21 protein-coding genes are annotated in these 26349 nt (G+C 41.1%); 11 read left to right on the forward strand and 10 right to left on the reverse strand.

Annotation, left to right across the window (positions count from 1 at the left end):
- Positions 1-597: 597 nt before the first annotated feature.
- Positions 598-1476: a glycerophosphodiester phosphodiesterase gene (locus tag H2245_RS04875; protein ID WP_182406279.1), complete on the reverse strand. Its 879-nt coding sequence runs from the start codon at positions 1474-1476 to the stop codon at positions 598-600.
- 420 nt (positions 1477-1896) lie between these two features.
- Here H2245_RS04875 and H2245_RS04880 point away from each other — a divergent pair, with 420 nt between their 5' ends.
- Positions 1897-2841, forward strand: coding sequence for a hypothetical protein (locus tag H2245_RS04880; protein ID WP_182406280.1), 945 nt, complete (start codon positions 1897-1899; stop codon positions 2839-2841).
- A gap of 134 nt (positions 2842-2975) precedes the next feature.
- On the opposite strand, the gene H2245_RS04885 is transcribed toward H2245_RS04880, so the two are convergent.
- Positions 2976-3611: a cob(I)yrinic acid a,c-diamide adenosyltransferase gene (locus H2245_RS04885; protein WP_182406281.1), complete on the reverse strand. Its 636-nt coding sequence runs from the start codon at positions 3609-3611 to the stop codon at positions 2976-2978.
- A 264-nt stretch (positions 3612-3875) separates the two neighbouring features.
- Here H2245_RS04885 and cysS point away from each other — a divergent pair, with 264 nt between their 5' ends.
- From cysS to pdxH, 5 genes are all read left to right on the forward strand, one after another.
- Positions 3876-5336 carry a cysteine--tRNA ligase gene (gene cysS / locus H2245_RS04890; protein WP_182406282.1) on the forward strand — a complete coding sequence of 487 codons (1461 nt, stop codon included), beginning with the start codon at positions 3876-3878 and terminating at the stop codon, positions 5334-5336.
- Between the two features lie 173 nt (positions 5337-5509).
- Positions 5510-7456: a mechanosensitive ion channel family protein gene (locus H2245_RS04895; RefSeq protein WP_182406283.1), complete on the forward strand. Its 1947-nt coding sequence runs from the start codon at positions 5510-5512 to the stop codon at positions 7454-7456.
- A gap of 294 nt (positions 7457-7750) precedes the next feature.
- Positions 7751-9223, forward strand: a complete 1473-nt coding sequence (gene guaB / locus H2245_RS04900) for an IMP dehydrogenase (RefSeq protein WP_182406284.1) — start codon at positions 7751-7753, stop codon at positions 9221-9223.
- Between the two features lie 274 nt (positions 9224-9497).
- On the forward strand, positions 9498-10865 hold the full coding sequence (gene glmM, locus H2245_RS04905; protein WP_182406285.1) for a phosphoglucosamine mutase: 1368 nt from the start codon (positions 9498-9500) through the stop codon (positions 10863-10865).
- Between the two features lie 78 nt (positions 10866-10943).
- Entirely contained in the window at positions 10944-11588 is a 645-nt protein-coding gene (pdxH, locus tag H2245_RS04910) for a pyridoxamine 5'-phosphate oxidase (protein ID WP_182406554.1), read from the forward strand.
- 128 nt (positions 11589-11716) lie between these two features.
- Here the strand turns inward: pdxH and H2245_RS04915 are convergent, their stop codons facing one another.
- The 7 genes from H2245_RS04915 to H2245_RS04945 form a co-directional block, all read right to left on the reverse strand.
- Positions 11717-13114 (reverse strand): HlyD family secretion protein, encoded by a 1398-nt coding sequence (locus H2245_RS04915; protein ID WP_182406286.1) that lies wholly within the window; start codon positions 13112-13114, stop codon positions 11717-11719.
- Between the two features lie 102 nt (positions 13115-13216).
- Positions 13217-14833, reverse strand: a complete 1617-nt coding sequence (locus H2245_RS04920; RefSeq protein ID WP_182406287.1) for an MFS transporter — start codon at positions 14831-14833, stop codon at positions 13217-13219.
- 268 nt (positions 14834-15101) lie between these two features.
- Positions 15102-15737: a glutathione S-transferase family protein gene (locus tag H2245_RS04925; RefSeq protein WP_182406288.1), complete on the reverse strand. Its 636-nt coding sequence runs from the start codon at positions 15735-15737 to the stop codon at positions 15102-15104.
- Positions 15738-15781: 44 nt separating this feature from the next.
- A complete protein-coding gene (locus H2245_RS04930; protein ID WP_182406289.1) occupies positions 15782-16459 on the reverse strand; it encodes a type 1 glutamine amidotransferase domain-containing protein in 678 nt (225 codons plus the stop codon).
- Positions 16460-16706: 247 nt separating this feature from the next.
- On the reverse strand, positions 16707-17768 hold the full coding sequence (locus tag H2245_RS04935; RefSeq protein WP_182406290.1) for an NADP-dependent oxidoreductase: 1062 nt from the start codon (positions 17766-17768) through the stop codon (positions 16707-16709).
- A gap of 112 nt (positions 17769-17880) precedes the next feature.
- A complete protein-coding gene (locus tag H2245_RS04940; RefSeq protein WP_182406291.1) occupies positions 17881-19101 on the reverse strand; it encodes an iron-containing alcohol dehydrogenase in 1221 nt (406 codons plus the stop codon).
- Between the two features lie 355 nt (positions 19102-19456).
- On the reverse strand, positions 19457-20095 hold the full coding sequence (locus H2245_RS04945) for a TetR/AcrR family transcriptional regulator (RefSeq protein WP_182406292.1): 639 nt from the start codon (positions 20093-20095) through the stop codon (positions 19457-19459).
- Positions 20096-20371: 276 nt separating this feature from the next.
- Between H2245_RS04945 and H2245_RS04950 the strand changes: the two genes are divergently transcribed.
- Positions 20372-21862 carry an aldehyde dehydrogenase family protein gene (locus tag H2245_RS04950; RefSeq protein WP_182406293.1) on the forward strand — a complete coding sequence of 497 codons (1491 nt, stop codon included), beginning with the start codon at positions 20372-20374 and terminating at the stop codon, positions 21860-21862.
- A gap of 105 nt (positions 21863-21967) precedes the next feature.
- Here the strand turns inward: H2245_RS04950 and H2245_RS04955 are convergent, their stop codons facing one another.
- Complete coding sequence (locus H2245_RS04955) at positions 21968-22198, reverse strand: hypothetical protein (protein WP_182406294.1); 231 nt, start codon at positions 22196-22198, stop codon at positions 21968-21970.
- A 183-nt stretch (positions 22199-22381) separates the two neighbouring features.
- Between H2245_RS04955 and H2245_RS04960 the strand changes: the two genes are divergently transcribed.
- From H2245_RS04960 to H2245_RS04975, 4 genes are all read left to right on the forward strand, one after another.
- Positions 22382-23794: a DASH family cryptochrome gene (locus H2245_RS04960; protein WP_182406295.1), complete on the forward strand. Its 1413-nt coding sequence runs from the start codon at positions 22382-22384 to the stop codon at positions 23792-23794.
- A gap of 53 nt (positions 23795-23847) precedes the next feature.
- A complete protein-coding gene (locus H2245_RS04965) occupies positions 23848-24285 on the forward strand; it encodes a DUF3429 domain-containing protein (protein ID WP_182406296.1) in 438 nt (145 codons plus the stop codon).
- Positions 24286-24417: 132 nt separating this feature from the next.
- Complete coding sequence (locus H2245_RS04970; protein WP_182406297.1) at positions 24418-25671, forward strand: NnrS family protein; 1254 nt, start codon at positions 24418-24420, stop codon at positions 25669-25671.
- A 37-nt stretch (positions 25672-25708) separates the two neighbouring features.
- The gene (locus tag H2245_RS04975) at positions 25709-26260 is read left to right on the forward strand and encodes an Rrf2 family transcriptional regulator (protein ID WP_182406298.1); all 552 of its coding nucleotides are present in this window, start codon (positions 25709-25711) and stop codon (positions 26258-26260) included.
- Positions 26261-26349: the final 89 nt, after the last annotated feature.

The raw sequence follows: 26349 nt of genomic DNA on the forward strand, positions 1-26349 counted from the left end.
CACCGAATCCTGATTGCTTGCATCAACAGATTTATCCGTTATATAGCCGCGTGTTGCACTAGGCTGCTCATTTAGAACTTCACCAGCCTTGCTATCATCGAACCACGTCTTAAAACGTAATGCTTGAGTGCCAGCCGTTTGTATGAGCGTGTCACCAGACTTAATAGCCAAACGTAAGCCTTTAAGTGGTAAGCCCATTGCTTTTTTTGCAATCATATAATATCCCTAACGGTATTGATTTCAGTCTCTATATTACCCTAAAAATACAGGAAAGTGAACGGTTATACACTAGAAAAATCCTACTAAATAACAATAACTTGTATGAATTATAGAATACTATCTGCTAAAAACCTTACTAGCTATCAGGAATTGAGTAAATGTGTAAATAGTAGCACTTTTGTGTTAAAGCTGGCTTGAATATAAAAGGCTGATTTTCGATGAAGAGGGTAGACGAAAATGAAAAGAGTGCGGTCTGTAGTAGACGTGAAATAAACTCTAAGTAATTGATTGTAATAATTAATCTTGAAGATTTTTATAAGTGATTTTTCATAAGTAATAATGCTGGCAATATATTATTGGTAGAGTAATTTTTTGATTTTATAACAGCTTCGTTGGAATATCGGTAATAATAAAATCAACTTGCCAGTCTACCAGTTCCTTTATATTTTCAATATCATTTACCGTCCACGCGCTAACGAGCAGACCGTAACGATGACAATTTTGAATCACTGCACGAGTTAGCAATGGATAGTAGACCCCAAGCTGTATACAACCAAGCTGCAATGCTGTATTGGGAGCAGTATCCAAACCTTGTTGTGTTCGTACCAACAAGCTGCGTCGAAGCTTATTAAGGGCTTTATGGCGCTGAATCTTGGCATGAAGATAAGTATCAAAACTTGTAACGACAATGGGTAAACTGGCAAGTGGGCTGTCGACCAGATAGTTAGCTAAGGCTTTGATTAACTGACGATAATTAGTTCGATCATGAGTTTTTACTTCCAACTCAATGTGAGTAAAGCGAATCAGAGCATGTGCTTGCGACTCTACGCTGGAGGTTGCTGATAAAAAGGGTGCAATATTAGGTAGTCCATATAAACTATTTCGTGCCCGTTTTTGCAGTTCGAACAATAATTGCGCCGCCGACAGCTTTGATGCTGCAAGTTCTTTTAACGATAAGGGCATGGCTTGTGATAACGCATCTAAAGTAATGATTTGATGCCCGTCTTGTGAATGGCGCTGTATTTCGGTAAGGCTAAGCTGGTCAATACGCGCTTGTAAGCCACACAACCGCAATAAAGTATTGTCATGAAACACCACTAAATGTCCGTCAGCGGTCAACTGTACGTCAAACTCGACCCCAGCCAAACCACGCGCCTGTAAACTGTGTGCATGCTGAAAACCGAACAAAGTGTTTTCTGGTGCTTCACTGCGTGCACCGCGATGACCTAATAGACGAGTGGTTTTAAAGTTTATCATTATTTATAACCAGACTTGAAATCACATAATTATTTTATAGATTATCTATACAGTATATTTAGCGTTAAGATGAAAGCATCTTATCCATAGGAAATTCATATTGAATAATTTATATTCAACGATGTCAATTTTACTAGCCTTGCTATTATTGTAAGAAGAGATTGTGTCGGAGTTAGCAGTATTCTCGCCATTATTTGTTATACTTTTGCAACTAAAAATACTATTCGGGGCTAAAGCTACGTTTTATTTGTATATCAAAGGGCTGACGTGATGACCATTTCAATGAAACCTCGTATAATGGCGTGATTTTTCTATCCATATTTTCTATCGATCACTTTTTATTAGGTGATATCAAATTAAGTGATGTCAAACACCGTCTATCGGCAGTGGCAAAATGAGTAACTTGGGAGCACAACCAGTATGAGCGTCGCAAATAATAGATGGGTAAAATGGCAGCACGTTGCCGGTATTGGTATGCTGTGCGGCTTGGCCGTGACCGGCTGTAGTCGCTCAGATAAAACGGATGATACTGAGGCTCAGGTTGAGCAGCCTGCTACTGAAAGTACCGCTGCACCCGCTGTTGGCTGCGATAATCCATTGGTACAAGATAGGCTCAGAGCATCATTACAAAATATGCTCTATCAGGAAGCGCAAATACTGTCTAACAACTATGCCAATAATGCTGAAATAAGCCTTGAGAGTGGGGCAGTCAGTAGTAAGGTCAATGGGGTTGCCATTAATGTACAAAATGCGTCTGTATTGCAAGAAGCGAATGCCAATGGTATGACAACGTGTCAGGCTACTGTGAGTATTACAGTACCAACTGAGGACTTGTATCAAGCGAGTCAGGTTAATGCCGCGAACAATCAACCGGGTTTAGAGACGGTGTTGGCACAAGGCAATATCCGTATTAATGATAATATGCTGATTGATGATGCCTTTACTTATGTTGCAGGTGCACAGGGTGGACAAGTGCGTGTACGTATTGCTGGGCAGCCTGCATTAACCAGTATTGTAGCGGACATTTTGGCAACGTCATTATTAAAATCAGCTATAGATGGCTTGCAAGTACAAGTACCAATTCAAGTACAGCCGCGTCGCCGTGAGCCAGATCAAAACAACAATCAAAACCAGCCTGTACGTCAACCAAAGCCAACAGCGCCTGCCAAACCTGCTCAGCCGGCACAACCAGCTAAACCTGCGTTGCCATCGACAAAGAATCAAAGCAACGAATCAGCATCAATACCAAAAACGCCGCAAAAGCCTGAAGCAAGCGCCCCTGTCACACCAAAAGCGCCTGCAGCTGTACCAAAAGATGAAACTATTGATATGGTTATCATTGAAGACGATAGCGCTACGTATTAACTATTTTTGAGAGTATAAATTAATAAACTTTAAGTCGAATAAAAACTAAAAAAGCGCCCGTAACTGATTCAATTTATGGGCGCTTTTTTAGTTTTTAAATTTATTCTTTAAAATCTTGTTTATTAAAAGACTGGTTATTTTTGATTATTGGCAAGCTTATGTAACACTTGGCTGTCCCATAATACTTCTGAAACATGGGCAGGATCGGTACAAAATCTAGCAGCGACAAATAGCCAGTCAGATAAGCGATTGATTAAACTAACCGCTGTACTACGAATTGCATTGGGCTGTTGCTGCTGTAATAATACCGCTTGACGTTCAGCGCGGCGACACACAGTACGTGCCACATGCAGCTGACTGACCAATACAGAACCTGTCGGTAAAATAAAGTCTTTTAACGGTGGCAAAGTGGTATTCATCGCATCAATTTGCTGCTCTAACCAGTCGATATGACTGGCATTAATCCCTTCATATTCGGGCATTGCCAGCTCACCACCGACATTGAATAATAAATGCTGAATAATAATAAGTGCTTGAGTAAAATCTACCTCATTTTGTGAGTTTAAGCGCTCAACTAAGAATTGATTAGCCACATTAGATGAGCTCTGTAATAGATGCGCACGCACCAGTCCGATATGAGAGTTAAGCTCATCAACATCACCCATGACGCTGAATAAGTTATCCGCTTTACTGATACGGCTACCATCTGCCATGCCGGTGCTGCCATCATCTCCGGTGCGAGTGTAGATTTTACTTAAGCGATTACCCATGATTCATCCTTATTTTTGCCAGTTATTTATAATTGATTGTTTATTTATAGTATTTTATCAGTTGAAAGTATTCTGGAGCATTGTCTTTGAGCCCGACCATTGTAGTATTTTACGGTTATTTTAGCTAAGATACATTGTTGTTGAATTGGGCAGTTTGTTGGCAGCGGACGGCAAAAATAACTTGTTTAACGCTATTATTGCTAACCACTTATACTTTACTGTGCATCTATATTAATAATATTTTTACCTACAAGGCTATTTATAATGACCACTCCACTTGCTAATGCTATGTCTCAGCTGTCTATTTACGATTCGCTCACGGGACGTAAACAGACGTTTATACCGCTTAAAGCAGGGCAAGTCAGTATGTATGTGTGTGGTATGACTGTCTATGACTATTGTCATATTGGGCATGCGCGGGTGATGGTCGCCTTTGATATGGCGGTACGCTGGATGACTCAGTTAGGCTATCAGGTGAATTATGTGCGTAATATTACCGATATTGATGACAAAATCATCACGCGCGCTGCGGAAAATGGTGAAGATATCGGCGCGTTAACCGAACGTTTTATTATTGCCATGCACGAAGATGCTGAAGCACTGGGCTGTTTAACGCCAAATGCTGAACCACGTGCCACCGATCATATTGACGAGATGCAAGATATGATTGGCACCTTGGTTAAAGAGGAGTATGCCTACGCCGCTGATAATGGTGATGTCTACTATGCCGTCGATAGTTTTGCTGATTACGGCAAATTGTCTAAGCGTAATCTAGATGACATGCAAGCCGGCTCACGTGTTGAAGTTGATAACGTGAAGCGTAATCCGTTTGACTTTGTATTGTGGAAAGCGGCGAAACCTAATGAGCCACAATGGGCATCCCCATGGGGTCAAGGTCGTCCTGGTTGGCATATTGAATGCTCAGCGATGTCAACCAAATGTTTGGGCAATACTTTTGATATTCATGGCGGTGGGCACGATTTGCAGTTCCCGCATCATGAGAATGAAATTGCCCAATCAGAAGCCAGCACTGGCTGTGAATATGCGCGTAACTGGATGCACGTCGGATTTATCAATGTTGACGGCGAAAAGATGTCGAAATCTTTGCATAATTTCTTTACCATTCGTGAGGTAATGGCACGATATTTACCAGAAACGGTTCGTTTCTTCTTATTATCAAGTCATTATCGTAGCCAAGTGAATTTCTCAGACAGCGCCTTAGATGAAGCTCATAATAGCCTAAGTAGACTGTATCACGCTCTAAAAGCAGCGGAGCAACTACAAGGGCAAACGCTTAGCATTAGTGATGAACTTATTAACGAAACTTACAGTACACCAGCTGGGCAAGAATTTATTGCTGCGATGAATGATGACTTTAATAGCTCTTCTGCTATCAGTATTCTCTTTGGACTGGCACGTGATATCAATAAAGCCGCTAAAGCAAACGATGTGGCGCAGGCATGGCAATTGGCAAAACAATTAAAAGCGCTTGCTCAGTCACTCAATATATTGCAGCAACCCGTGCAGCAGTTTTTGCAGGCAATGATTGGTGATGCACCAGTTGACGGTTTTAGTGATGCGGATATTGAGGCTTTAATCCTTGAGCGAGTTGATGCCAAAACCAATAAAAACTTTGCTCGTGCCGATGAGATTCGGGTGTTATTGAAAGAGGTAGGAATTGAGCTAGAAGATAGTCGTGCTGTTACTACTTGGCGCCGTGCTTAATGTTTAAACATTGATGCATTTGGATAGTACTATAATTAAATATCGATATACTTAAACATTAACAATCTTTTTATCGCCTATCTAAACTTATTCTTATAAAAAGTCAGTGTTATGCTGGCTTTTTTTATGGCGCAAGTTAGTTGAGCAGTTACCCATAAAATATATGTCATGCTATGAAAAAAATTCCGCGCCATTTTTCTACTTCTGTTTTCAATAATGATAATCCTCATTTAGCTAAGCAATCACCAATTATGAAAATATGCATCAGTGCTTTATTAACCCTATTTTATTTACTGTTTATGCCGATTGGCTTTGCTGCTACTGAAGAGCCAAATAACACCCGTCAGCCAGACACTTTTATGGGTTATGCTGAGCAAAAACTTGCACGTATAAAAGACAAAGAAATCAGTGTTTCTGAGATGGTAGAGGAGGTCTTTGACCCGTTAGAGACTAATGCCACGCAACAAGCAGGATATTTGCAAGGCGATGAAGGGCTCACGGGTGACTACAATGAAAGCTACTATGCATTGACCTCATTAAATGACGGCCTGCCGCCCTTAGCAAAGCCTGCTAACTTGTCAACGCCACTGGCAACGTTGGAGTTTTTTCAGTCTGCTGTGATGAAGCAGCAATATGATTTGGCAGCCTATGCGCTCAATATGAATCTGCTGGATAAAGAGCTACAGCGCAATCGATCTATTGAGCTGTCTAAACGCTTGGATTTTTTATTAAGTAAAAAAGACTTGTATGTGTTTGATGAATTACCAGACCGTCCCGATGGCTTAATTGAGCCGCCTATTGGTAATGACAGTAGTATAATGGGCGTGCCTAGACGCTCTATTCAGCTTGGCTATATTGATTATCGAGAGCGCCGCGTGCCGATATATTTGCAGCATGTACGGGTAGGTGATAGCGCGCCACTTTGGGTGTTTTCTGCTCAAACGGTGGGCAATATTGATAACTTATATGAACAGTATCGCCCGGCTCAGTTTGAGCGTTATTTACCCGTTTGGATGAAGCTGCGGTTTTTTGGTATTGCCATTTGGGAGCTGGTTGCGCTTGTTGTTTTCTTTTTATTGACCATGGGTTTAGGATGGCTGTTTAGTAAAGCCGCTGGCAAGATTATCAGTCGTTATATCACCGATGAGTACCCTGAAGCTACTATCAGTCATAGCATTGACAGTAGTAATGGCGTGGTGGACTTGGTCAGCAAGTTGACCGTACCGCTGACTTTTACTATCAGTTTTTCATTGGTTTTTACGCTAGTGTCCGGCGGCTTTCCTTATTTGGATGCAGTGGCATCTTCTACGCGACCGATTATTTGGATTGGTTTGGTACTAGGTGCCATGTGGCTTGGCATTCGCGTTATTAACTTTTTTGCCAATCGCTATCAAAATTTACAAATTGAGAATCTTGCCGACGAGCATTTTGATAAAGAACGCATTCGCCGTACCTATGTATCCATATTTCGCCGAGTCTTTATTTTTGTTATGATTTTAGGCAGTATTTGGATTGGTTTAAGTGAGTTTACCAATATCAATGGCTTGGGAAAAACATTATTAACGTCCGCGGGTATTGCTGGCGCGGTTATTGGTATTGCAGCTCAGCCTATTTTGGGCAATATTATGGCTGGTATGCAGGTGGCAATTACCCAGCCGATTCGTATCGGCGATACAGTAATGATAGAAGAAGAATGGACAACGATTGAGGATTTACGTTATACCTATGCGGTACTAAAAACGTGGGATGAGCGCCGATTAATCGTACCCATGCGTCACTTCATCACGGAAATTATCGAAAATTGGTCGCATACAGAATCGCATCAAACCTGTGTAGTGTATCTCTACGTCGACTTTGGAGCAGATATTACTGCCATTCGACAAAAATATTTCGAGCTGGTAAAAGAAAATCCGTTGTGGGATGGCGAGACAGAGCCGGAATTGGTAGCAGTATCCGTCAGCGAAACTGCCACAGAATTGCGCGGGACTGTAGCATCCGATAGTCCATTAAATGCATGGACATTGGAATGCGCGGTACGCGAGCAAATGCTTCGCTATCTATATCAGCAGCAAAAAGAATCTTTGCCTATTGAACGTTTTACTTTTAAGGCTGATGATTAATGCTAAGGTAAAAGTGAATAGGGTAAAGGTACGACAAATAATATAAGTAGGCTAAAATAAGCGGGTAAAATTATTATACGTTGGGTGTACTTTTTTGTTATAATGTGTCGTTATTTTTAAGGGATAAACGCATTGTCAAGAGTAAAGCGATGCTACATTTGCATGGCTACTCTATTAATGATTCATAATGGTCTAACAGCGGTTATATTAATCCGTTGCCAATGATTTTATGTTTGATTGACACCCTTAATGCTAAGCTCCCACCCATCAAAATAACCACCGCTAGGGGTATATATGTTACGTATTGTCGATGAAGCCTTCACCTTTGATGACGTGTTATTGTTGCCAGCCTATTCTGAAGTCCTGCCAAAAATGGTTAATTTATCCACGCGACTGACCAATAGTATCACACTGAATCTGCCCCTTATCTCAGCGGCAATGGATACGGTGACTGAGTCTGATATGGCGATTACGATGGCACAATTGGGTGGAATGGGTATTTTGCACAAGAATATGGATATCGCTCGTCAAGCTATGCAAGTGCGCCGTGTGAAGAAATTTGAAGCTGGTACGGTTGTTGATCCTATTACTGTGCATCCAGAAATGACTATCGGTGAGCTATTAAAGCTTACTCACGATAATAATATCTCAGGCGTACCAGTGGTTGAAAAGGGCACAGATAAAGTAGTTGGTATTGTCACCCATCGTGATTGGCGTTTTGAAACCAATTTGCGTCTGCCCGTTAGCCAAATTATGACCCCGAAAGAGAAGTTAGTGACGGTTCATGAAGGCGAGAGCAACGAAAATATCAAACGTTTATTGCATGAGCATCGTATTGAAAAGGTTATCGTGATTAATGATGACTTTCGTCTGCGCGGTCTGATTACTGTTAATGATTTTGCGAAAGCGGAAAATAACCCGAATGCTTGTAAAGATGAGCAGGGTCGCTTGCGTGTGGGCGCAGCTGTCGGTACGGGCGCAGATACCCAAGCTCGCGTTGAAGCCCTAGTCGCTGCTGACGTTGACGTGATTGTTGTCGATACTGCTCATGGCCATTCACGCGGTGTTATTGATAAAGTTGCTTGGGTTAAAAAGAATTTTCCACATATCCAAGTTATTGGTGGCAACATCGCTACAGGCGATGCGGCTAAAGCGTTACGTGACGCTGGTGCTGATGCAGTAAAAGTGGGTATCGGTCCTGGTTCAATTTGTACCACGCGTATCATTGCGGGTATTGGTGTGCCACAAATTTCTGCTATCGATAGTGTTGCTAGTGCCCTACAGGACAGCATTCCATTGATTGCTGATGGTGGTATTCGCTACTCTGGTGATATGGCAAAAGCGATTGCAGCTGGCGCATCGTGTATCATGGTTGGCTCATTAATGGCAGGCACTGAAGAAGCACCGGGCGAAGTGGAATTGTTTCAAGGTCGCTATTATAAAGCCTATCGCGGTATGGGCAGCTTAGGCGCGATGTCAGGCGAAAACGGTTCATCAGATCGTTATTTCCAAGATGCCAAAGAAGGCGTGGAAAAATTAGTGCCTGAAGGTATTGAAGGTCGCGTTCCTTATAAAGGACCAGTTGCAGGTATTGTCAATCAACTGGTTGGTGGCTTACGCTCATCAATGGGTTATACAGGTTGTGCGACCGTCGAAGAGATGCGTAATAAACCAGAGTTCATTCGTGTCACTTCAGCAGGTATGAAAGAGTCACATGTCCATGATGTACAAATCACGAAAGAAGCGCCAAACTATCGTGTCAATTAATATCTACTTTTATAAACAATAGTATGTTATAAAGTAGATATGTAGAAAAGTCATTGCTAGTCACGTTATTCAATTAATAGTTAACGGCGACACTATACGACTATTGTGACCGCAAGATACAAACAGTCAACAATGCTCACCCATTGTTGGCTGTTTTTTTTGTAAAATAACTCGGCTATAGACTTTCGTAGTAATGTGTTTAGGTTCGCTCATATATGCGTCGATCTACGCTTTTATTTTTAGCAGTTGGTTTTAGGATAAGGAAATAATTATAATGAGCTATTTTGGTACAGATGGTATTCGCGGACAGTTTGGTAAGATGCCAATTACTCCAGATTTTATTCTAAAATTGGGTTATGTTACCGGTCGCGTTTTGATAGAAAATAGCGATACACCTGAGCGTAAGCCTAGTGTTGTGATTGGTAAAGACACACGCCTTTCAGGCTACGTGATTGAAGGGGCATTGCAAGCCGGTTTTAATGCGGCAGGTGTCGATGTATATATGCTCGGACCTTTGCCCACCCCAGCTATTGCTCATTTGACTCGCAGTTTTAGCGCTGATGCAGGTGTGGTTATTTCAGCGTCACACAACCCTTATTATGATAACGGTATTAAACTGTTCTCAGCAGATGGTAAAAAGTTATCGGATGAGATGCAAAATGCTATCAACGATAAAATGCAAGCCATCATGAATAGCACTAATAATGAATCGTTACTTATGCCAATCATTGATCCTGCAAATCTGGGTAAGAACCATCGCATAGATGATGCCAAAGGGCGTTATATCGAATTCTGTAAAGGTACCTTTCCTTATCAATATGACTTAGATCATCTGACAGTGGTGATAGATTGCGCTAATGGTGCAGGGTATAGCGTTGCCCCACGTGTCCTACGCGAGCTTGGTGCCACTGTAATTGCGATCAATAATACACCTGATGGTATCAATATTAACGAAAATTGCGGTTCTACTCATCCTGAAGTGCTGCAAAAGGCGGTTTTAGAGTATGAAGCAGACGTTGGTATTGCCTTAGATGGTGACGGCGATCGTATTGTGATGGTTGATGAGGCGGGTAACCTAGTCGATGGTGATGGTATATTGTATGTCCTTGCCACGCAAAGCGCTCAGCCAGTAGCAGGGGTTGCGGGTACATTGATGACCAATATGGGTCTAGAGTTGGCGCTGAAAGCGGCTGGTATTGGTTTTACGCGTGCTAACGTCGGTGATCGTTATGTGATGCAAGAGCTGGATGCTAATGATTGGATATTAGGCGGTGAACCATCAGGGCATATTTTATGTCTGGATAAAAGTCGAACCGGTGATGCCATTATTGCAGGATTACAAATATTGGCAGTAATGAAAGCGCAAGATAAAGCCTTGAGTGAGCTGACAGAAGGATTTGAAGTATTGCCACAAAAGCTGGTTAACGTACGTTTAACCACGATGCAAGATCCGTTTGCGCATCAAGAGTTGGTCACTGCGTTTGATAGCGCACGTGCTACATTGGAAGGTCGCGGACGTCTACTGATTCGCCAATCAGGTACTGAGCCTATGATTCGGGTCATGGTTGAGTCAGATGATGAGATAGAATGTGACGTCATGGCGAATGATTTAGCTAAGCAAATTAAGACTGTGCTCGGATAATTAACCATTATCTTAAATTGATAATAGACTTTATGATACTAACAAGTTCGATAGCAATAATAAGGAACAGTAATGAGCATGGATTTTACCGATCAGCGGTTATCATACGAAAAAGGCAGTCTTGATCAGTCATCTGTACCGGCATCACCGTTTGAGCTATTAAAAGGCTGGATTAATGAGGCGACGGAGCAAAAAGTAAAAGAGCCTTATGCCATGAGTCTAGCAACTTGCGGCGCAGACAATAAACCTAGTGTACGTATTGTTCTGTTGCGTGAAATTACAGAAACAGGTATTGTTTTTTATACTAATTACGAAAGCGCGAAAGGTCAGGATATCGCTGAAAATCCTAATGCTGAAGTATTGTTCTTTTGGCATGAGCTTGAGCGTCAAATTCGTATTAGCGGTAGTATTGCTAAAATTGATGCTGATAAGTCTGCGGCCTATTTTCAAAAGCGTCCTCATGATAGCCAAGTGGGCGCTTGGGTCAGCCAACCGCAGAGCGGTGAAGTTATCAATCGTGATGTGATGGAGCAAACATTTGCACAGTTGCAAAGTGATTATCCAGAACAATCACCCGTACCCACACCAGAGTTTTGGGGTGGTTATGAAATTACTGTTGATAATATTGAGTTTTGGCAAGGGCGCGCCAGTCGTATGCATGATCGCATTGTCTATTACAAAGAGGCAGATGGCAGCTTTAGTACCAAACGTTTACTACCTTAAGTAATATTGATACTTTACATTTCAAACTTATAATAAGTCGTATATCTAAAAAAATCCCCTTAACCTGCCATATTGATATGGAAGGTTAAGGGGATTTTTTATATTAAGTTAGGTCTTTTAAAGCTTGGTTACTTGGTATCTACATTAACAGTAACCGACATCCCAGGACGCAGTTGCTCAAGCTTAGACTGACCTTGGTCTAAGTCAATACGTACGGGAATACGTTGGGCGATTTTGATATAATTTCCTGTCGCAGGATTGGCAGCACCAGCACTAAATTCACTACCAGTTGCCGGTGAGATATTACTAACCCGTCCACGGAATTTTGTACCACCCAAAGCATCGACTTGAACAGTTGCTGTCTCGCCAACGGTCATATTCGCTACTTGCGTTTCTTTAAAGTTGGCGATGATCCAAACACCTTTTGGCACGATATACATAAGCTGCGTACCAGCGGTGACATACTGCCCTGTTTTAACGCTTAGTTGGCTTAACTGACCCGATTCAGGGGCGCGAATAATTGTATTGTCTACATTAATCTGTGCTTGCTTAGCTGCCGCTTCAGCATTTTTAATATTGGCATCTAATGAAGCGCGGCTTGCGGTGGTTTTTTTGCTGCCTTCTTTCGCTACTTGCAAGTTGGCTTCAGCTTGCTGAACTCCAGCTTGCGCTTTTGCTAATTGGGCTTCGGCATGGGCAACATCGGCTTGAGCAACTGCGCCAATAGCAACCAAACCTTGATAACGGTTAACGTCCTCTCGGGCACTGTTAACACTCACTTTAGCGCTATAAACATCTGCCTCGCGCGCCTCGATTTGCGCTTGACTGGTTCCTGTATCTTGCGCGTTACTTGAACGGTTGGTTAAGGCAATATCGATATTGGCTTGGGCTTGCTCAAGCTGCTGCTGAAAGGTGCGATCATCTATTTTTACTAATAAGTCACCCGCTTCAACACTCGCAAAATCTTCTACCGCTACTTCAGTGACATAGCCGGAGATTTGTGGACTTATAATTGTGGTTTGACCTTTCACAAAAGCATTATCAGTATGCTGTACTGTTGGGGTAAAGGGCGGTAATTTCCAAGCATACAAAATTAAAGACACGCCAATGACAATCAAGGCAATCAGTAAGCCTAAATTAAAAAATGACTTCTTTTTTGGTGACCAACCAGCAGGTCCAGGAATGGGCTCAGTAGGTGGCATCGGCGTATCATCTGCGTCATCGACTGTATTAATATTGTCTATTTTATCAGTTTCAACTGCGTTTATAGGCTTATTAGCATCGGTTAGTAAATCATTAGAGTTATTTGTTTGAACCCTTGTTTTAGATGCTGCAGGCTCAGGTTTAATTGTTATAGTATCGATATTATCATCTGTATTTGCACTAGCAACCACGTGTGTTTCTGCTGGCGCGTCCTCAACGGTTCTAATTACTGGTGATTCAGTAGCTTGAGTATTTTCAGCACTCTTAGCTACTTTGTTAGGGGTGCTTGCGTCATCAAAGCTGTTGGGTTTGTCTTCGTTCATGACGCGCTCCTAAGGGTTTTAATAAACATAATAGATAACTTAAAAAATAATAATGAGAGAGAAAGATAGGTACAGAATACACAATAAAATCTGCACTATCTGCTATTTTTTTCCCATCATTTCTGCTAACGCGGCAAGCTCTTTGCCAAGTGGGTTGCGGTTATGATAACGATAATAAAAATAAACTATCAATAGATAGATTACAGTTATCGTAGCGCTCACTGCCATTAAAAAGAACAAATCGTCATAAGCGGAGATGGTTGCTTGACGCTGAATCCCTTGCAGCATTTGGGTCATCGTTGCCGGATTGCCCGCGTCCATTGAGCTGACCATATCAGCATAATGCATTTGTGTGCGAATGGTGGTAAAAGCTTGAATACCAGCGGCTCCAGCAAGCCCGCCAACCGTTTGTGAGATTCCAAAAATTACTGAAAAACTAATAATATACGCAGGACCATTGGCAATGGCGCGGAACATGCCTTCAAATACCATCGGACCCATAAAGTACACAGCAGCAAAGGCAATTATAAACTGACTGAAATAAAACATAGCAGGAGTAGAGTTCAGCGACACGCCTGTATCTATCCACGCGCCAATTGCAATCAATGCCACCGAAAAAATTACGGGTCTGCGTAAATCCATGGCATTGGTTTTGAAAATACTAATTACTAATGCCAGTGCACTTGCGACTAATATTACGGCATAAAAGACAATCAACTGATCGTTACCATAGCCAAGATTTGCTAATAAACCTGCTGCGCCAACGCTTTGCTCAGACAGCAAAATACGCATGACAGCGCCTGTTATCATAAAGGCAATAATCGTTCGGCTGCGCATCCAGCGGACTTGCAGCATTGGGTTTTTACGGTGCGTTTCAATCCACAAAGCAATAGAAATTGTTACTACAGAAATGATAAGTGGATAGCTGAGCCAAGGCGTCGTCCACCACAAAATGCGCCCTTGTACCAAAAATACGGACAAGGCGGCAAGACCGGTTGCAAAAAAAGCAAAGCTGACAATATCGAGTTTCTCAAACACCTTTTCGGTATTGCCCGGAGGTAGCTCGAGGATATTAATCAAACCGAAGCATATCAATGCCAATCCAACTTGAAATAAAAACAAGCCTTCAAGTTGACCGTCAATCGCAAGATAGGGCGAGATAATACGCGATAAAGGAATCCCAAACTGCACCAAACCAAAGCCTAAAATCAGCCCACTGATACGCCGTGCGGTTGGCATGCCCTGTAAGCAGTAAAAAATGGACAATACCGTCATGGCACTAGCAACTACGCCACTAAAACCACGAGCTATCAGCTCTAAATAATAAGGCTCAATGCTAATACCTGTTGTTGAACTAAGCAGATTGCTACTGACCAACCACTGCATACTGGTCGCTGCAAGTAGAAAAAATAAGGTAATTTTACTAAATAGTGACATACCAAACTGTTGGCGAATTTTGTACAGCAGTACAGTGACACAGGCATTGGTCATATTGTAAGCGACCGATATCCAACCGCCTTCAACAGGTGTTAAGCCCATTGCGCCTTGAATTTGAGTAAGATTGGCGACCAGTAAGCCATTTTGGAAGCTTGCGGTTAAGCCTATAAAAATACCGATAAGCAAATAAAACACTTTTCGGCGCGTAGGATGATCAGGAGTGGCAGGTGAACCCAGCATAAACGGTTGTTCATGGGGTTTGAATTGATAGTCAGTACTCATGGGCTATATATCGTCTGTATAAATGGATGGTGTAAATTCATGAAATCTCTCCCAATTATCAGGCTTTGCCAGATGAGCGCAAATAAGCATCGTCAACTACACTCATGCCGTTTTAGTCTTAGTGCTTATTATTAAAACGATAATCACGATAGAAAAATAAAAATAGCCCAAGACGAGCTTGAGCTATTTTATCATAGTTTTTAATTATCGTTTGCGTTTAGGTGACACCAACTTTTAGTTAAGTATCGTTAAGCATAGGTGCATACCGTTAAGCAGCGCTCGTTTTATCATGGTTCGCTTCTAGACGCATGGCACGTTGATAACTATCAAGGGCGCTCAGCTGCCTGGTGTATTGAACAATATGAGGATAACGTTCTAACTGTTTACTTTGTGCAAGCATCATTAAATTAAACGATAACATAAAATCAGCACCGCTTAGCTTATTTCCTACAATAAAGGATTTGCCTTCAAGCTCGTCATTTAAATAGCTTAGTAGTTTGTGTTTTTCTTCACTGATGTAGCCACTTAAAAACTCATTATCATTAACACCTGCTTTTTTAGTAAATAAATCAAGCAATAAGGGCACCATCAACGAACTCTCCGCAAAATTAATCCATTGCAAATAGTGACCATAATCTGAATTATCTATAGCAGGACGTAAACTATCGGGCGCAAAACGCTCAATTAACATCTCAATGATAGCACCTGACTCTGTATAAACTTCGCCATCCATCTCAATAACTGGAGATTTACCAAGTGGATGGACGGCTTTTAGGCTGTCTGGTGCCAGATGCGTTTTGGCATCGCGCTGGTGGCTAATAAGCTCATAAGGTTGCCCTAACTCTTCTAAAAGCCATAACGTACGTAATGAACGTGATTGATTGAGGTGATGTAAACGAATCATGTGGTTAGACCTTTAGCTATTTTAAATTTGGCGTATTTTATATATTAAGCCTGTAGCTTGGCGAGTAAACGCTTCGCCGCTTCTTCTGATGAGGCTGGATTTTGACCAGTGATTAACAGACCATCTTCGACTACATATGATTCCCAATCAGTGCCTTTTTCGTAGTTGCCGCCATTGGCTTTAAGGACATCTTCTAACAAGAAAGGCACGACGTCTGTAAGCTGAACGCCTTCTTCTTCAGTATTACTAAAGCCGGTAACAGTTTTACCTTTGACCAGATATTCGCCATCAACTTTGACGTTTTTAAGCGCAGCTGGTGAATGACAAACGAAAGCCACAGGCTTATCTTGTTTGATAAACGTCTCAATCAATGCAATCGAGTTTTTATCAACTGCCAAATCCCATAAGGGACCATGCCCACCTGGATAGAATACGGAATCAAAATCTTCAGCTTTCATATCAGCGAGTTTTTTGGTCGTTGCTAGGTGCTCTTGAGCCTCAGAGTCTTCTTTAAAACGTTTGGTGTCTTTGGTTTGGGCGTCTTCAGTGTCACTACTTGGGTCTAGAGGTGGTTGACCACCAGCAGGAGAAGCAAGTGTGATATTGACACCGGAATCTAAAAAAGCATAATAAGGGGCGGCGAATTCTTCAAGCCAAAAGCCTGTTTTCTTACCAGTATCACCCAACTTATCGTGTGAGGTTAGTACCATTAAAATATTCATAATTATCCTTATTTATTATTGACGTTTATAATTGCTATTTATAGTTTAAAGCTATCAGTGCTGTGTCGCAGTTATCATTATAAAATTAGCAGTACCATCAAAAAGCAGCAACGCTACACAAAACTAACTGCACACAGTATTCCTTTTTTAGAACTGACTTTCAGTAGTTGTCTTAACGATTTATGTTGTTAACTGGTTATTTTAAGACACTTTGATATCAGCTATCGCTACAACTTATTCTTATAAATTATTGAACATCAGCGATTTTTACCACGGTTTTACCGAAATTTTTACCGTCCAACATATCAAAGAAAGCTTGCGGTGCTTTTTCTAAGCCATCGACGATATGTTCTTTGGTTTTGACTTTGCCAGATTCTAACCAGCCGCTCATGATTTTCAAAAACTCTGGGAAATGGTCGCCGTACTCTTCAAAGATAATAAAACCTTTGACCGTCAGACGCTGTCTTAATATTAATCCCATTAATACGCCCAAACGATCGCCACCTTCAGGCAGTTCAGTGCCGTTATATTGTGAGACCAAACCACACACAGGGATACGGGCATGAGCATTCAGTAGTGGCATGACGGCATCAAATACTTTGCCACCGACGTTTTCGTAATAAATGTCGATACCATCTGAACAAGCGGCTTTTAATTGCTCAGCAAAGTCATCGGCTTTATGATCAAGACAGACATCAAAGCCTAGTTCTTCAACCGCATAAGCACATTTCTCCGCACCGCCTGCTATACCAACAGTACGTAAACCAAGTTGATTACCAGTTTGTCCAACGGTCGCGCCAACCGGGCCTGTCGCTGCTGCAATGACTAATGTTTCACCTGCTTTTGGTTTACCAATATCAGTCAAACCCATGTAGCCGGTGAAACCTGGCATACCAAGCACACCAAGACCATAAGATGGGTTTGTCATGTTTTTATCAAGTTTTAGTACGCCCATCCCATCACTGACGCTATAGTCCTGCCAGCCTGAATTTGAGACGACTAAGTCACCAACGGCGAAATTATCGACATTAGATTCGACCACTTGCGCGACCGTACCGCCGAGCATTACATCACCGACCTTTAACGGGTCAGCATAGCTTTTGGCATCGCTCATGCGTCCACGCATATAAGGGTCAAGTGACATATAGACGGTGCGTAATAGCATTTGTTTGTCGTTTGCTGTTGGAATCTCGCCAATCGCTAGCTCAAAGTTATCGGCAGTTGGCGCGCCATGTGGGCGGCTGGCAAGTTTGATTTGACGGTTTTGTTGTTGGTTTTGTTGTTGGTTTTGTTGTTGACTAAAGCTCATGATAAATTACCTTCTTTTATTTATTTTAGGGTGTAGCGTTAGCCGCCACTCTAAAGTGACAGGCTAGTAGTTTCTATAATAACAATGTCGCTATAAATATTTATTAAGAGAGTTAAGCTTTACTAGTAATGGCACGCTCTAAGATGCGACGTGATACTGCTAAGTCGTTTTTGCCATGCTCACCTAACTTGACCATTTTGTGTACTTCAAGTTGGCTGATAATAGGGTCAATGGCAGCAGCGTCTAAACCTGCATCTTCTAAGCTGACCGGTAAGCCAAGCTCACGGAAGAAGTTTTCAGTTTGTTTGATAGCCGCTTCAATGATGGCATCATCATTTAGCTCGGCACCATTATCGTCGGCTTTAATGTTCCAAACATTACGGGCATATTGAAGCAATTTTTCTTTTTTACTGTCTTTAAGCTCACGCAGCACGGACGGCAATATGATAGTCAGCGTGCGCGCATGGTCAATCGCGTGCAATGAAGTCAATTCATGACCGATCATATGCGTTGTCCAATCTTGAGGTACGCCTGTACCAATCAGACCATTTAATGCCATGGTCGCTGTCCACATGATATTTTTACGCGTTTCTAAATTCTCTGGATCGGCTTTTACCGCTGCACCTTCTTCAATCAGAATTTTCAGTAAACTCTCAGCAAAGGCATCTTGAATTTTCGCATTCACAGGATACGTCAGGTATTGCTCCATTACGTGTACAAAGGCATCAGCCACACCGTTCATCACTTGGCGTTCAGGAAGCGTCAAAGTTTTAGTCGGGTCTAGAATTGAGAATTTAGGGAAAGCAAGTGGGTTACCAAACGGTAGCTTTGCTTGACGTTCGCTATAATTGATCACGCCGCCTGAGTTCATCTCAGAGCCAGTCGCTGGAATGGTCAATACCGCGCCCAAATCAACTGCTGAGTCAATATTTCTGCAATAACTGGTCAGTGCATCCCATGCCTTATCACGTGATACTGTGCCGTTTTCTTCTGTCAATGACGATACCAGCGCGACAAATTTACTGCCGTCAATGACTGAACCGCCACCAACTGCCAATAAGAAATTAATATTATGCTCATTGACCATATCAGCGGCTTTTAGTAGCGTTGTAAATTCCGGATTGGCTTCGATACCACCAAACTCGAATACCTCGCGATTGCCACTGGCTGCCAATGCTTTTTTGACTTCATCTAACGTACCCGTACGCTGTGCTGAACCACCACCATAGGTAATTAATACACGGGCATCTGTCGGTACAAGATCAGCTAACTTCTCGATCTGACCTTCACCAAATACGATACGGACGGGATTGTAATATTGAAAGTTATTCATAATATTCCTAATAGATTTATAAGTATGAAAAGCGTATTTAATAATGAAAATAAAGTATGCAGGTTATTTGCATCTATTCGCATTATATATTAATTAGACCGGTCGTCTAGTAATTATGTTTAATATTTACAAAACTATCATATAAGCATTTTGCACAATAGGAGTATTGAAATGTCATTCGATCGAATGTTGAGTGGAGAATTTAATAGTATGGTTAAAGAATCCTTGCCTACTAAAGATTGATAGTTAGCCAAACAAGGATATGGAAATAGAAGATAGGCAGGAATATAAAAATGAAGCATGCAGGTGAGTAAATAGATAAACAAAATCGATAAGACAGTAAAAGGAAGAGAGTTTAGCGTCCCATTTCAGTCGTGGTCATCAGCCAAACTTCTGCTAGTGGCGTGTCTGTTTGGCTAACTTTAGCTACTAAGCTAGCGCCCAACCAAGCAAAGTACCAACGCTTTGCCATACTCTCAGCTGACACATTAGCAGGACGAGGGACAGAGTTGTCCTCCCAGCCGGCTTTGATTTGGGTTGCAAGCCAAGTAATGGTTTGCTGGTAACCTGCATGTAAAGCTTTACGCATTGGTTCCGACATGTCAGCAACCTCAGCGCTAAGCTTTACTACCAAGCATTTTTCATGGTCACAGTTATTTTGCTGGGTGTCATACCAGTTTTGAAAATAATCATACAGCTTTTGTTGAGCGCTGACATTTTGTGACCCAATAATATCTAAGCGCTGCTTATACTGGGTAAAGTAGTGGCTGATAATAGCCTCACCAAATGCTTCTTTTGAGGCAAAATAATGATAAAAAGAACCCTTTGGGACGCCTGCGGTATCTAAGATTTGCTTAATGCCAACCGCAGTAAAACCCTTTTGTGCAATGAGCATATAACCCGTCGTTAATAGATGTTCTTTGGTGTTTGATAGTGCAATAGTTGAAGATACGTTATCAGCATTCATTTTTTTTATAGTACTAGGTATAGACATATCGTTTATGTTCTCCTTAGAGAGACGTATTTTTGAGTGTTAATTATTAAACATGAGTGGTTTATAAGAATAAATTACGTTTGTTCAACAAAGAATGAGGTTAAAAGATGTTTATTTCTATACTACCTATGTTAGCATTAGACCAGTCGTCTAGCAAGTTACATTTGTCATAGGTAGTTAACTGCCTATGACGATGAATATCAAATTTTAGAAATAAATAAGTCTATAAAAGAATTTATTCAATCAAATAGAAACCAAAAATAAATAAGGATAATTATGTCAACCGAGACTAAAAATACCCAGCCAAATGCTTATACGGATTTCCATCTGCAGTATATTGCAGGTTCTTGGCAGGAAGGTGCAGATGATAGCGTCAATACCGATACCAATCCCTTTAACGGCGATACATTGGTAACAATTCAGCAAGCCACCAAACAGCAGCTTGATGAAGCGTATCAAGCGGCAAATGCAGCTCAGAAAAAATGGGCGCAGCAAACTCCGAATGAACGTGCTGCTATACTTTATAAAGTGGTCAGTATTTTTGATGAGCGGCAAGATGAGATTATTGATTGGCTCATTAAAGAGTCAGGTAGTACGCGCATTAAGGCGATGGTCGAGTTTAGTAGTGCACGGGCGATTACCCTTGAAGCCGCAAGTTTCCCTAATCGGGTGCATGGTGAGATTCGCCCGTCTAATACGCTGGGTAAAGAGAACTTCATTTATCGCGAACCAATGGGCGTGATTGCGGTGATTAGTCCATGGAACTTTCCGCTACATCTTACCCAGCGTTCTATTGCCCCAGCGTTGGCACTTGGTAATGCTGTAGTGCTAAAACCGGCTAGCGATACGCCTGTTACCGGTGGTTTATTATTAGCAAAAATATTTGAAGAAGCTGGTTTGCCAAAAGGGCTATTAAACGTCGTTGTCGGTAGCGGTAGCGAAATTGGCGATGCCATTGTCACGCACGATATTCCAAGTTTGGTATCGTTTACTGGCTCAACGTCAGTTGGTAAGCATATTGGTGAATTAGCGAATGGTGGCGATTATCTCAAACAAGTGGCGTTAGAGTTAGGTGGTAACAGTCCATTCGTAGTATTAAAAGATGCCGATATTGAACAAGCGGTCAAAGCGGCAGTTTTTGGAAAATTCCTTCATCAAGGTCAGATTTGTATTGCCATTAACCGTATTATTGTCGAAGATGAGATTTATGATGATTTCGTAGAGCGTTTCTTAGCTCACGTTAAAACCTTAAACGTCGGTGACCCGAGTAAAGCAGATACTGCGGTCGGTCCGATTATCAATGAAAAACAAGTCAAGTCGCTCAAAGAGAAAATTGCTAAGACGCAGCAAGAAGGCGCAAAAATGATTTTGAGTGGTGAGATTAAAGGTCAAGTCGTGCCACCGCATATCTTTACTGAAGTCACACGCGACATGGACTTATCCTGTAATGAGGTATTTGGACCATTGGTTGGTATTATCCGCGCCAAAGATGAAGATGATGCGCTATCGATTGCCAATGACTCTATGTATGGGCTATCAAGTGCTGTATTTACTCAAGATATGGAAAAAGGTCTGCGTTTCGCCCGCGGTATCAAAGCTGGCATGACACATATTAATGATATTTCGGTCAATGATGAAAGTAATGTGCCATTTGGTGGAGAGAAAAACTCAGGAATCGGACGTTTTAATGGCGAATGGATACTTGAAGAATTTACCACGCTGCATTGGATTTCGGTTCAGCATACGCCACGCGACTATCCATTCTAAATATTTCATTCTAAACAATCTGCTTTAAATATTTTGGATAGAGACTATTATCAAAAAAAGACTGCCAGTGGGCAGTCTTTTTTTATGAAAAGTTTGAGAATATAATTATTTAAGATGAAAGCCTAATAATCCCTGTATCTCTTCGATAGACACATGCCTGACAAGCGCTTGTTCTTCTACTGACAAGCGATTGGTATGTTCTTTTATCATGGTATGAATACTGCGAGCGACCTCAGATGTTGAGGCATAATACATTTGTGGTTCTTCTTGGGTAAGTTTCGTCAAAAACCTATTGATAAGTTTACGCTTTTGAGCGGAAGCGTGTTCTTCAGTCATGACATTCTCCTAAGTTTTAAAGCAAGTAAGTTACTGCCAATAAAAGGTAAAGTGTTGTGCAATATCGACAATTATTATCTGAGAAAAGAGTAACAGCTCATATGTGGTATATCTTATTTTAAACCATTATAGTCGATACTCAGCAGTTAATTGAGCACATCGCGCTATTTTGGAGTTGCTAATATGTTACACCTGCCAGAAGAAAGTTTGACGGATAACCATACCCCTAAAAAGATCGTCTTAGTATTATTCCATAATGATTTCCGTGTCAATGACAATGCTACATTAGAGCACGCGGCAACGTTAGCTAGCAGTAATCAAGGTCGCTTACTGCTACTTTATGCCTCATCTTTAACTAATACGGATAAGCAAAAGACTTGGAGTAAAGCTTACCACTTTGATGAAATGGGCTTTGCTCGTCAGCAGTTTTTAGCTGAGAGCTTAGCTGATTTAGATGAGTCGCTGCACCATCTTGGCAATAAGTTGCTTTATTTACCAACAGACAGTTTATCGACAGATAATTCACTATCAAAAATAGACACATTTACACAGCTATGCCATCTTATTGAGCAACAATCTGTCACCGATATTTGTGTCAGCCGCACAGCAGACTATGCCCAAAATCAAGCTTATGCTGCTTTGCAAGTTAGATTCCCGCAGATAAGTTGGCACAGTCAGCCAACCACTACCTTATTTACTGCGATGCCCACTAAAGATTTACCCAAAAGTTTTACTCAATTTCGTAAACAGGTTGAATCAAATTATGATTTATTAAATGGAGATAACGACCTTACTGTTACACCAATGCCAAAATTTCTACCGCCATTGCCTGATGATATGATAAGTAACAGTGTATTTTTTTATCAAGCGCAAACGTTTGATAAGCACGCACAGCAGGAGGCACGTTTTAAAGGTGGTGAAACAAGTGCAAGCGCTCATTTGACTGACTATTTTAACTCTGAAGCACCAAGTAATTATAAGACGACGAGAAATGCCCTTGATGATTGGACACATTCTACTAAGTTTTCAGCGTGGCTAGCGAATGGAAGCTTGTCAGTTAAAGTGCTGCTTAATCGCTTAAGACAATATGAGCGCGACGTTATTGCTAATGAATCCACCTATTGGATATGGTTTGAGCTGCTATGGCGCGAATATTTTTATTGGTATGCAATGAATCATCAACAAAAGATATTTTTATTTCAAGGGATCAGTAGTCAAAAGCCAATGACACGTTCAGATAAAAAGCTTGCTCAACAGCGTCTGCAGCAATGGCAAACAGGTACAACGCCATATCCTATCGTCAACGCTTGTATGCATCAGCTTAAAAGTACAGGGTATATGTCCAATCGTGGTAGACAAATTGTCGCCAGCTGTTTTATCCATGAATTGGGTTTAGACTGGCGTTATGGAGCAAGTTATTTTGAGCAGCATCTTATTGATTATGATGTCGCCAGTAATTGGGGTAATTGGCAGTATTTAGCAGGAGTGGGGGCTGATCCAAGAGGGTGTAGACAGTTTAATCTGGTGAAACAAACCGAACAACATGACCCCAATGGTATTTTTATTGATAAATGGCAGGGTAAAGGGATAAGTTGAAATCGATATCGAACTCTAAATTAAAACTTTAAACACGAGATAAATTTACGACTATGAAAAAACCAAGTCCTTACTTAACCTTTGCAGGCGCTATTCCATTCGTCGTCTGCGCTATTTTCATTATTATCGGTATTGATGCTATACCTGTTTTAGGAAATACCGCTCATATTTTGTCTATATATGGTTTGGTCATTGCCTCATTTATGGCGGGTGCGCATTGGGGCAACCATCTTAATTTAGCGGATGACGATACATGGGCGATTAAGCTGCCTATATTTAGTAATATCATCGCACTTGCTTTATGGCTTGGCTTTTTAAGCTTATCAAATGTTGGCTTTATGTGGTTACTAGTCATTGGCTTTATCGCCATGTTAATGATTGATTATGGTCTTCATCAAGCCCATATCATTAGCAATAATTATTTTAAAGTTAGGAAGTATGTCACTTTGATAGTGGTTGTCTCACTTATTGTTATCGCCATACAATTGTAAATAATGTTTTATGTGCATCATTGACTTTTACAAGTACCTTAAAAAATGAAATGAATTGAATATTTTATAAGGTTCATTTAAAATGAATATTTAGGAAAAGTCTTCCAACTTTATAATAATAAGAAGAAAATAATGCAATCTATCAGTCTACCGAGCAAACCGCCAAGCGCGCCACATCCTATCCTTAACTTGAGCTTTCGGATATTTTTTAGTGCTGGTGCACTGTTTGCGATCATCACAATGTCATTGTGGGCATTTATCTTTACTGGAAAGACCAATATAGATGCGCAAACTTTGAATCCTCTGTACTGGCATGGGCACGAGATGATTTATGGTTATGCGTTAGCCATTGTGGCAGGATTTTTATTAACAGCGGTGAAGACGTGGACTGGCGTCATGATGCCGTATGGTTATAAATTGTTAGGTATCTTTGTCTGTTGGCTGCTGGCACGTTTAGGCTGGATAGCTTTTGGCTTAGGAATTGATGTTGGTATTGAGCAAAGTGCTTGGTTATATATAGCTGCAGTATTTGATTTATTGTTTATCGGCTCAATGGCATTTGTGATTTTTCGCGCTGTACTACAAGTAAAGCAGTATAAGCAGATGGGCATATTGGCAAAGCTTGCGTTATTAACGCTCGGTAATGGACTGTGTTATTGGGGCATAATGAGTGCCAATATGAATATGACAAAGATTGGTGTTTATTTGGGTTTCTATCTTATCATTGGCTTGGTATTGACCATTGGTCGTCGCGTGGTGCCGTTCTTTATTGAGCGTGGTTTGAGTATTCCTAATGCGGCAGGCGTGGCAGAAACGGTGACTGTACGTAATAGTAAAGTACAAGATATCGCAAGTTTACTATTTTTCTTTGTTTTTTTTATCATTGATTTATTTTACCCTAACAAGTATTTGCTAACTATAACGGCGCTAGGCGTGGCAGTGGTCAATATCGTGCGCTTAATGGGTTGGTATCATCGCGGTATTTGGCAAAAGCCCTTATTATGGTCGCTATTCATCGCGTTTTTGGGCATGTGTTTAAGCTTTTTGTTGTACGCACTACAACCCTGGTTAGGCTATAACCATAGCATTGCAGTACATGGGCTAGCAATTGCAGGCGTTGGAATGATGACCATAGCTATGATGTCGCGCGTGTCGCTTGGTCATACTGGACGTAGTATTCATACGCCACCCAAAACGCTTAATGCGATATTTGGATTAATGGTATTAGTATTTATCAGTCGCGTATTATTGCCGTTGGTTGATATGAATCATTATTCATTATGGATTATGATTGCTCAAGGTGCTTGGATTGCCTGCTTCGTATTGTTTTGCAGCAGCTATCTACGTATTTTAGCAAGTCCACGTCCTGATGGTTTATTTGGTTAATCGTTATTAAAAAGTATAAAAACAAGAGAGGTTTTAGATGAGATTAACCAATTACAGTGATTATGCGCTGCGCTCATTAATATATTTGGCGACCAAGCCCGACCCGTATCTATTAGCGAATATTAGCGATATTGCTAATAGCTATAACATCTCTAAAAGTCATCTGACCAAAATTATTCACCAATTGGGACAGCTTGGCTATATTGATAGTGTGCGTGGTAAAAATGGTGGTATTCGCTTGGCTTGCGCTCCAAAAGACATTAATTTGGGGGTATTAATTAAAAAGATTGAGCCGGATTTTGCATTGGTGGAATGCTTTGCCACATCATTACCTAGTATTGCTGCTAATAATAAGCAGTATAATGAACAAAGTATGGAACAGGTTATTGGAAAAAATGAGAAGTCTATTATTTTAGTTAATGAAAATAAGAGTGTTGATCGAGAGTCATTAGGCTGTGTTATCAGCCCGGCATGCCAATTAAAAGGGGTGTTTTTTGAAGCATTAACAGCGTTTATGGCTGTGCTTGAACGTTATACATTGGCAGATATTATTACTAATAAGGATGAGCTGTCAGCGTTATTATTATAAAAGCATGTAGTCAGACATTTATTATTCATCGTAAAAAAGCGCCAAGACTATTTAATCAGTCTTGGCGCTTTTTTACGGACTATACAATC

Origin of the sequence: Psychrobacter sp. GP33 (assembly GCF_014119005.1) — a bacterium.
Classification (GTDB): Bacteria; Pseudomonadota; Gammaproteobacteria; order Pseudomonadales; family Moraxellaceae; genus Psychrobacter.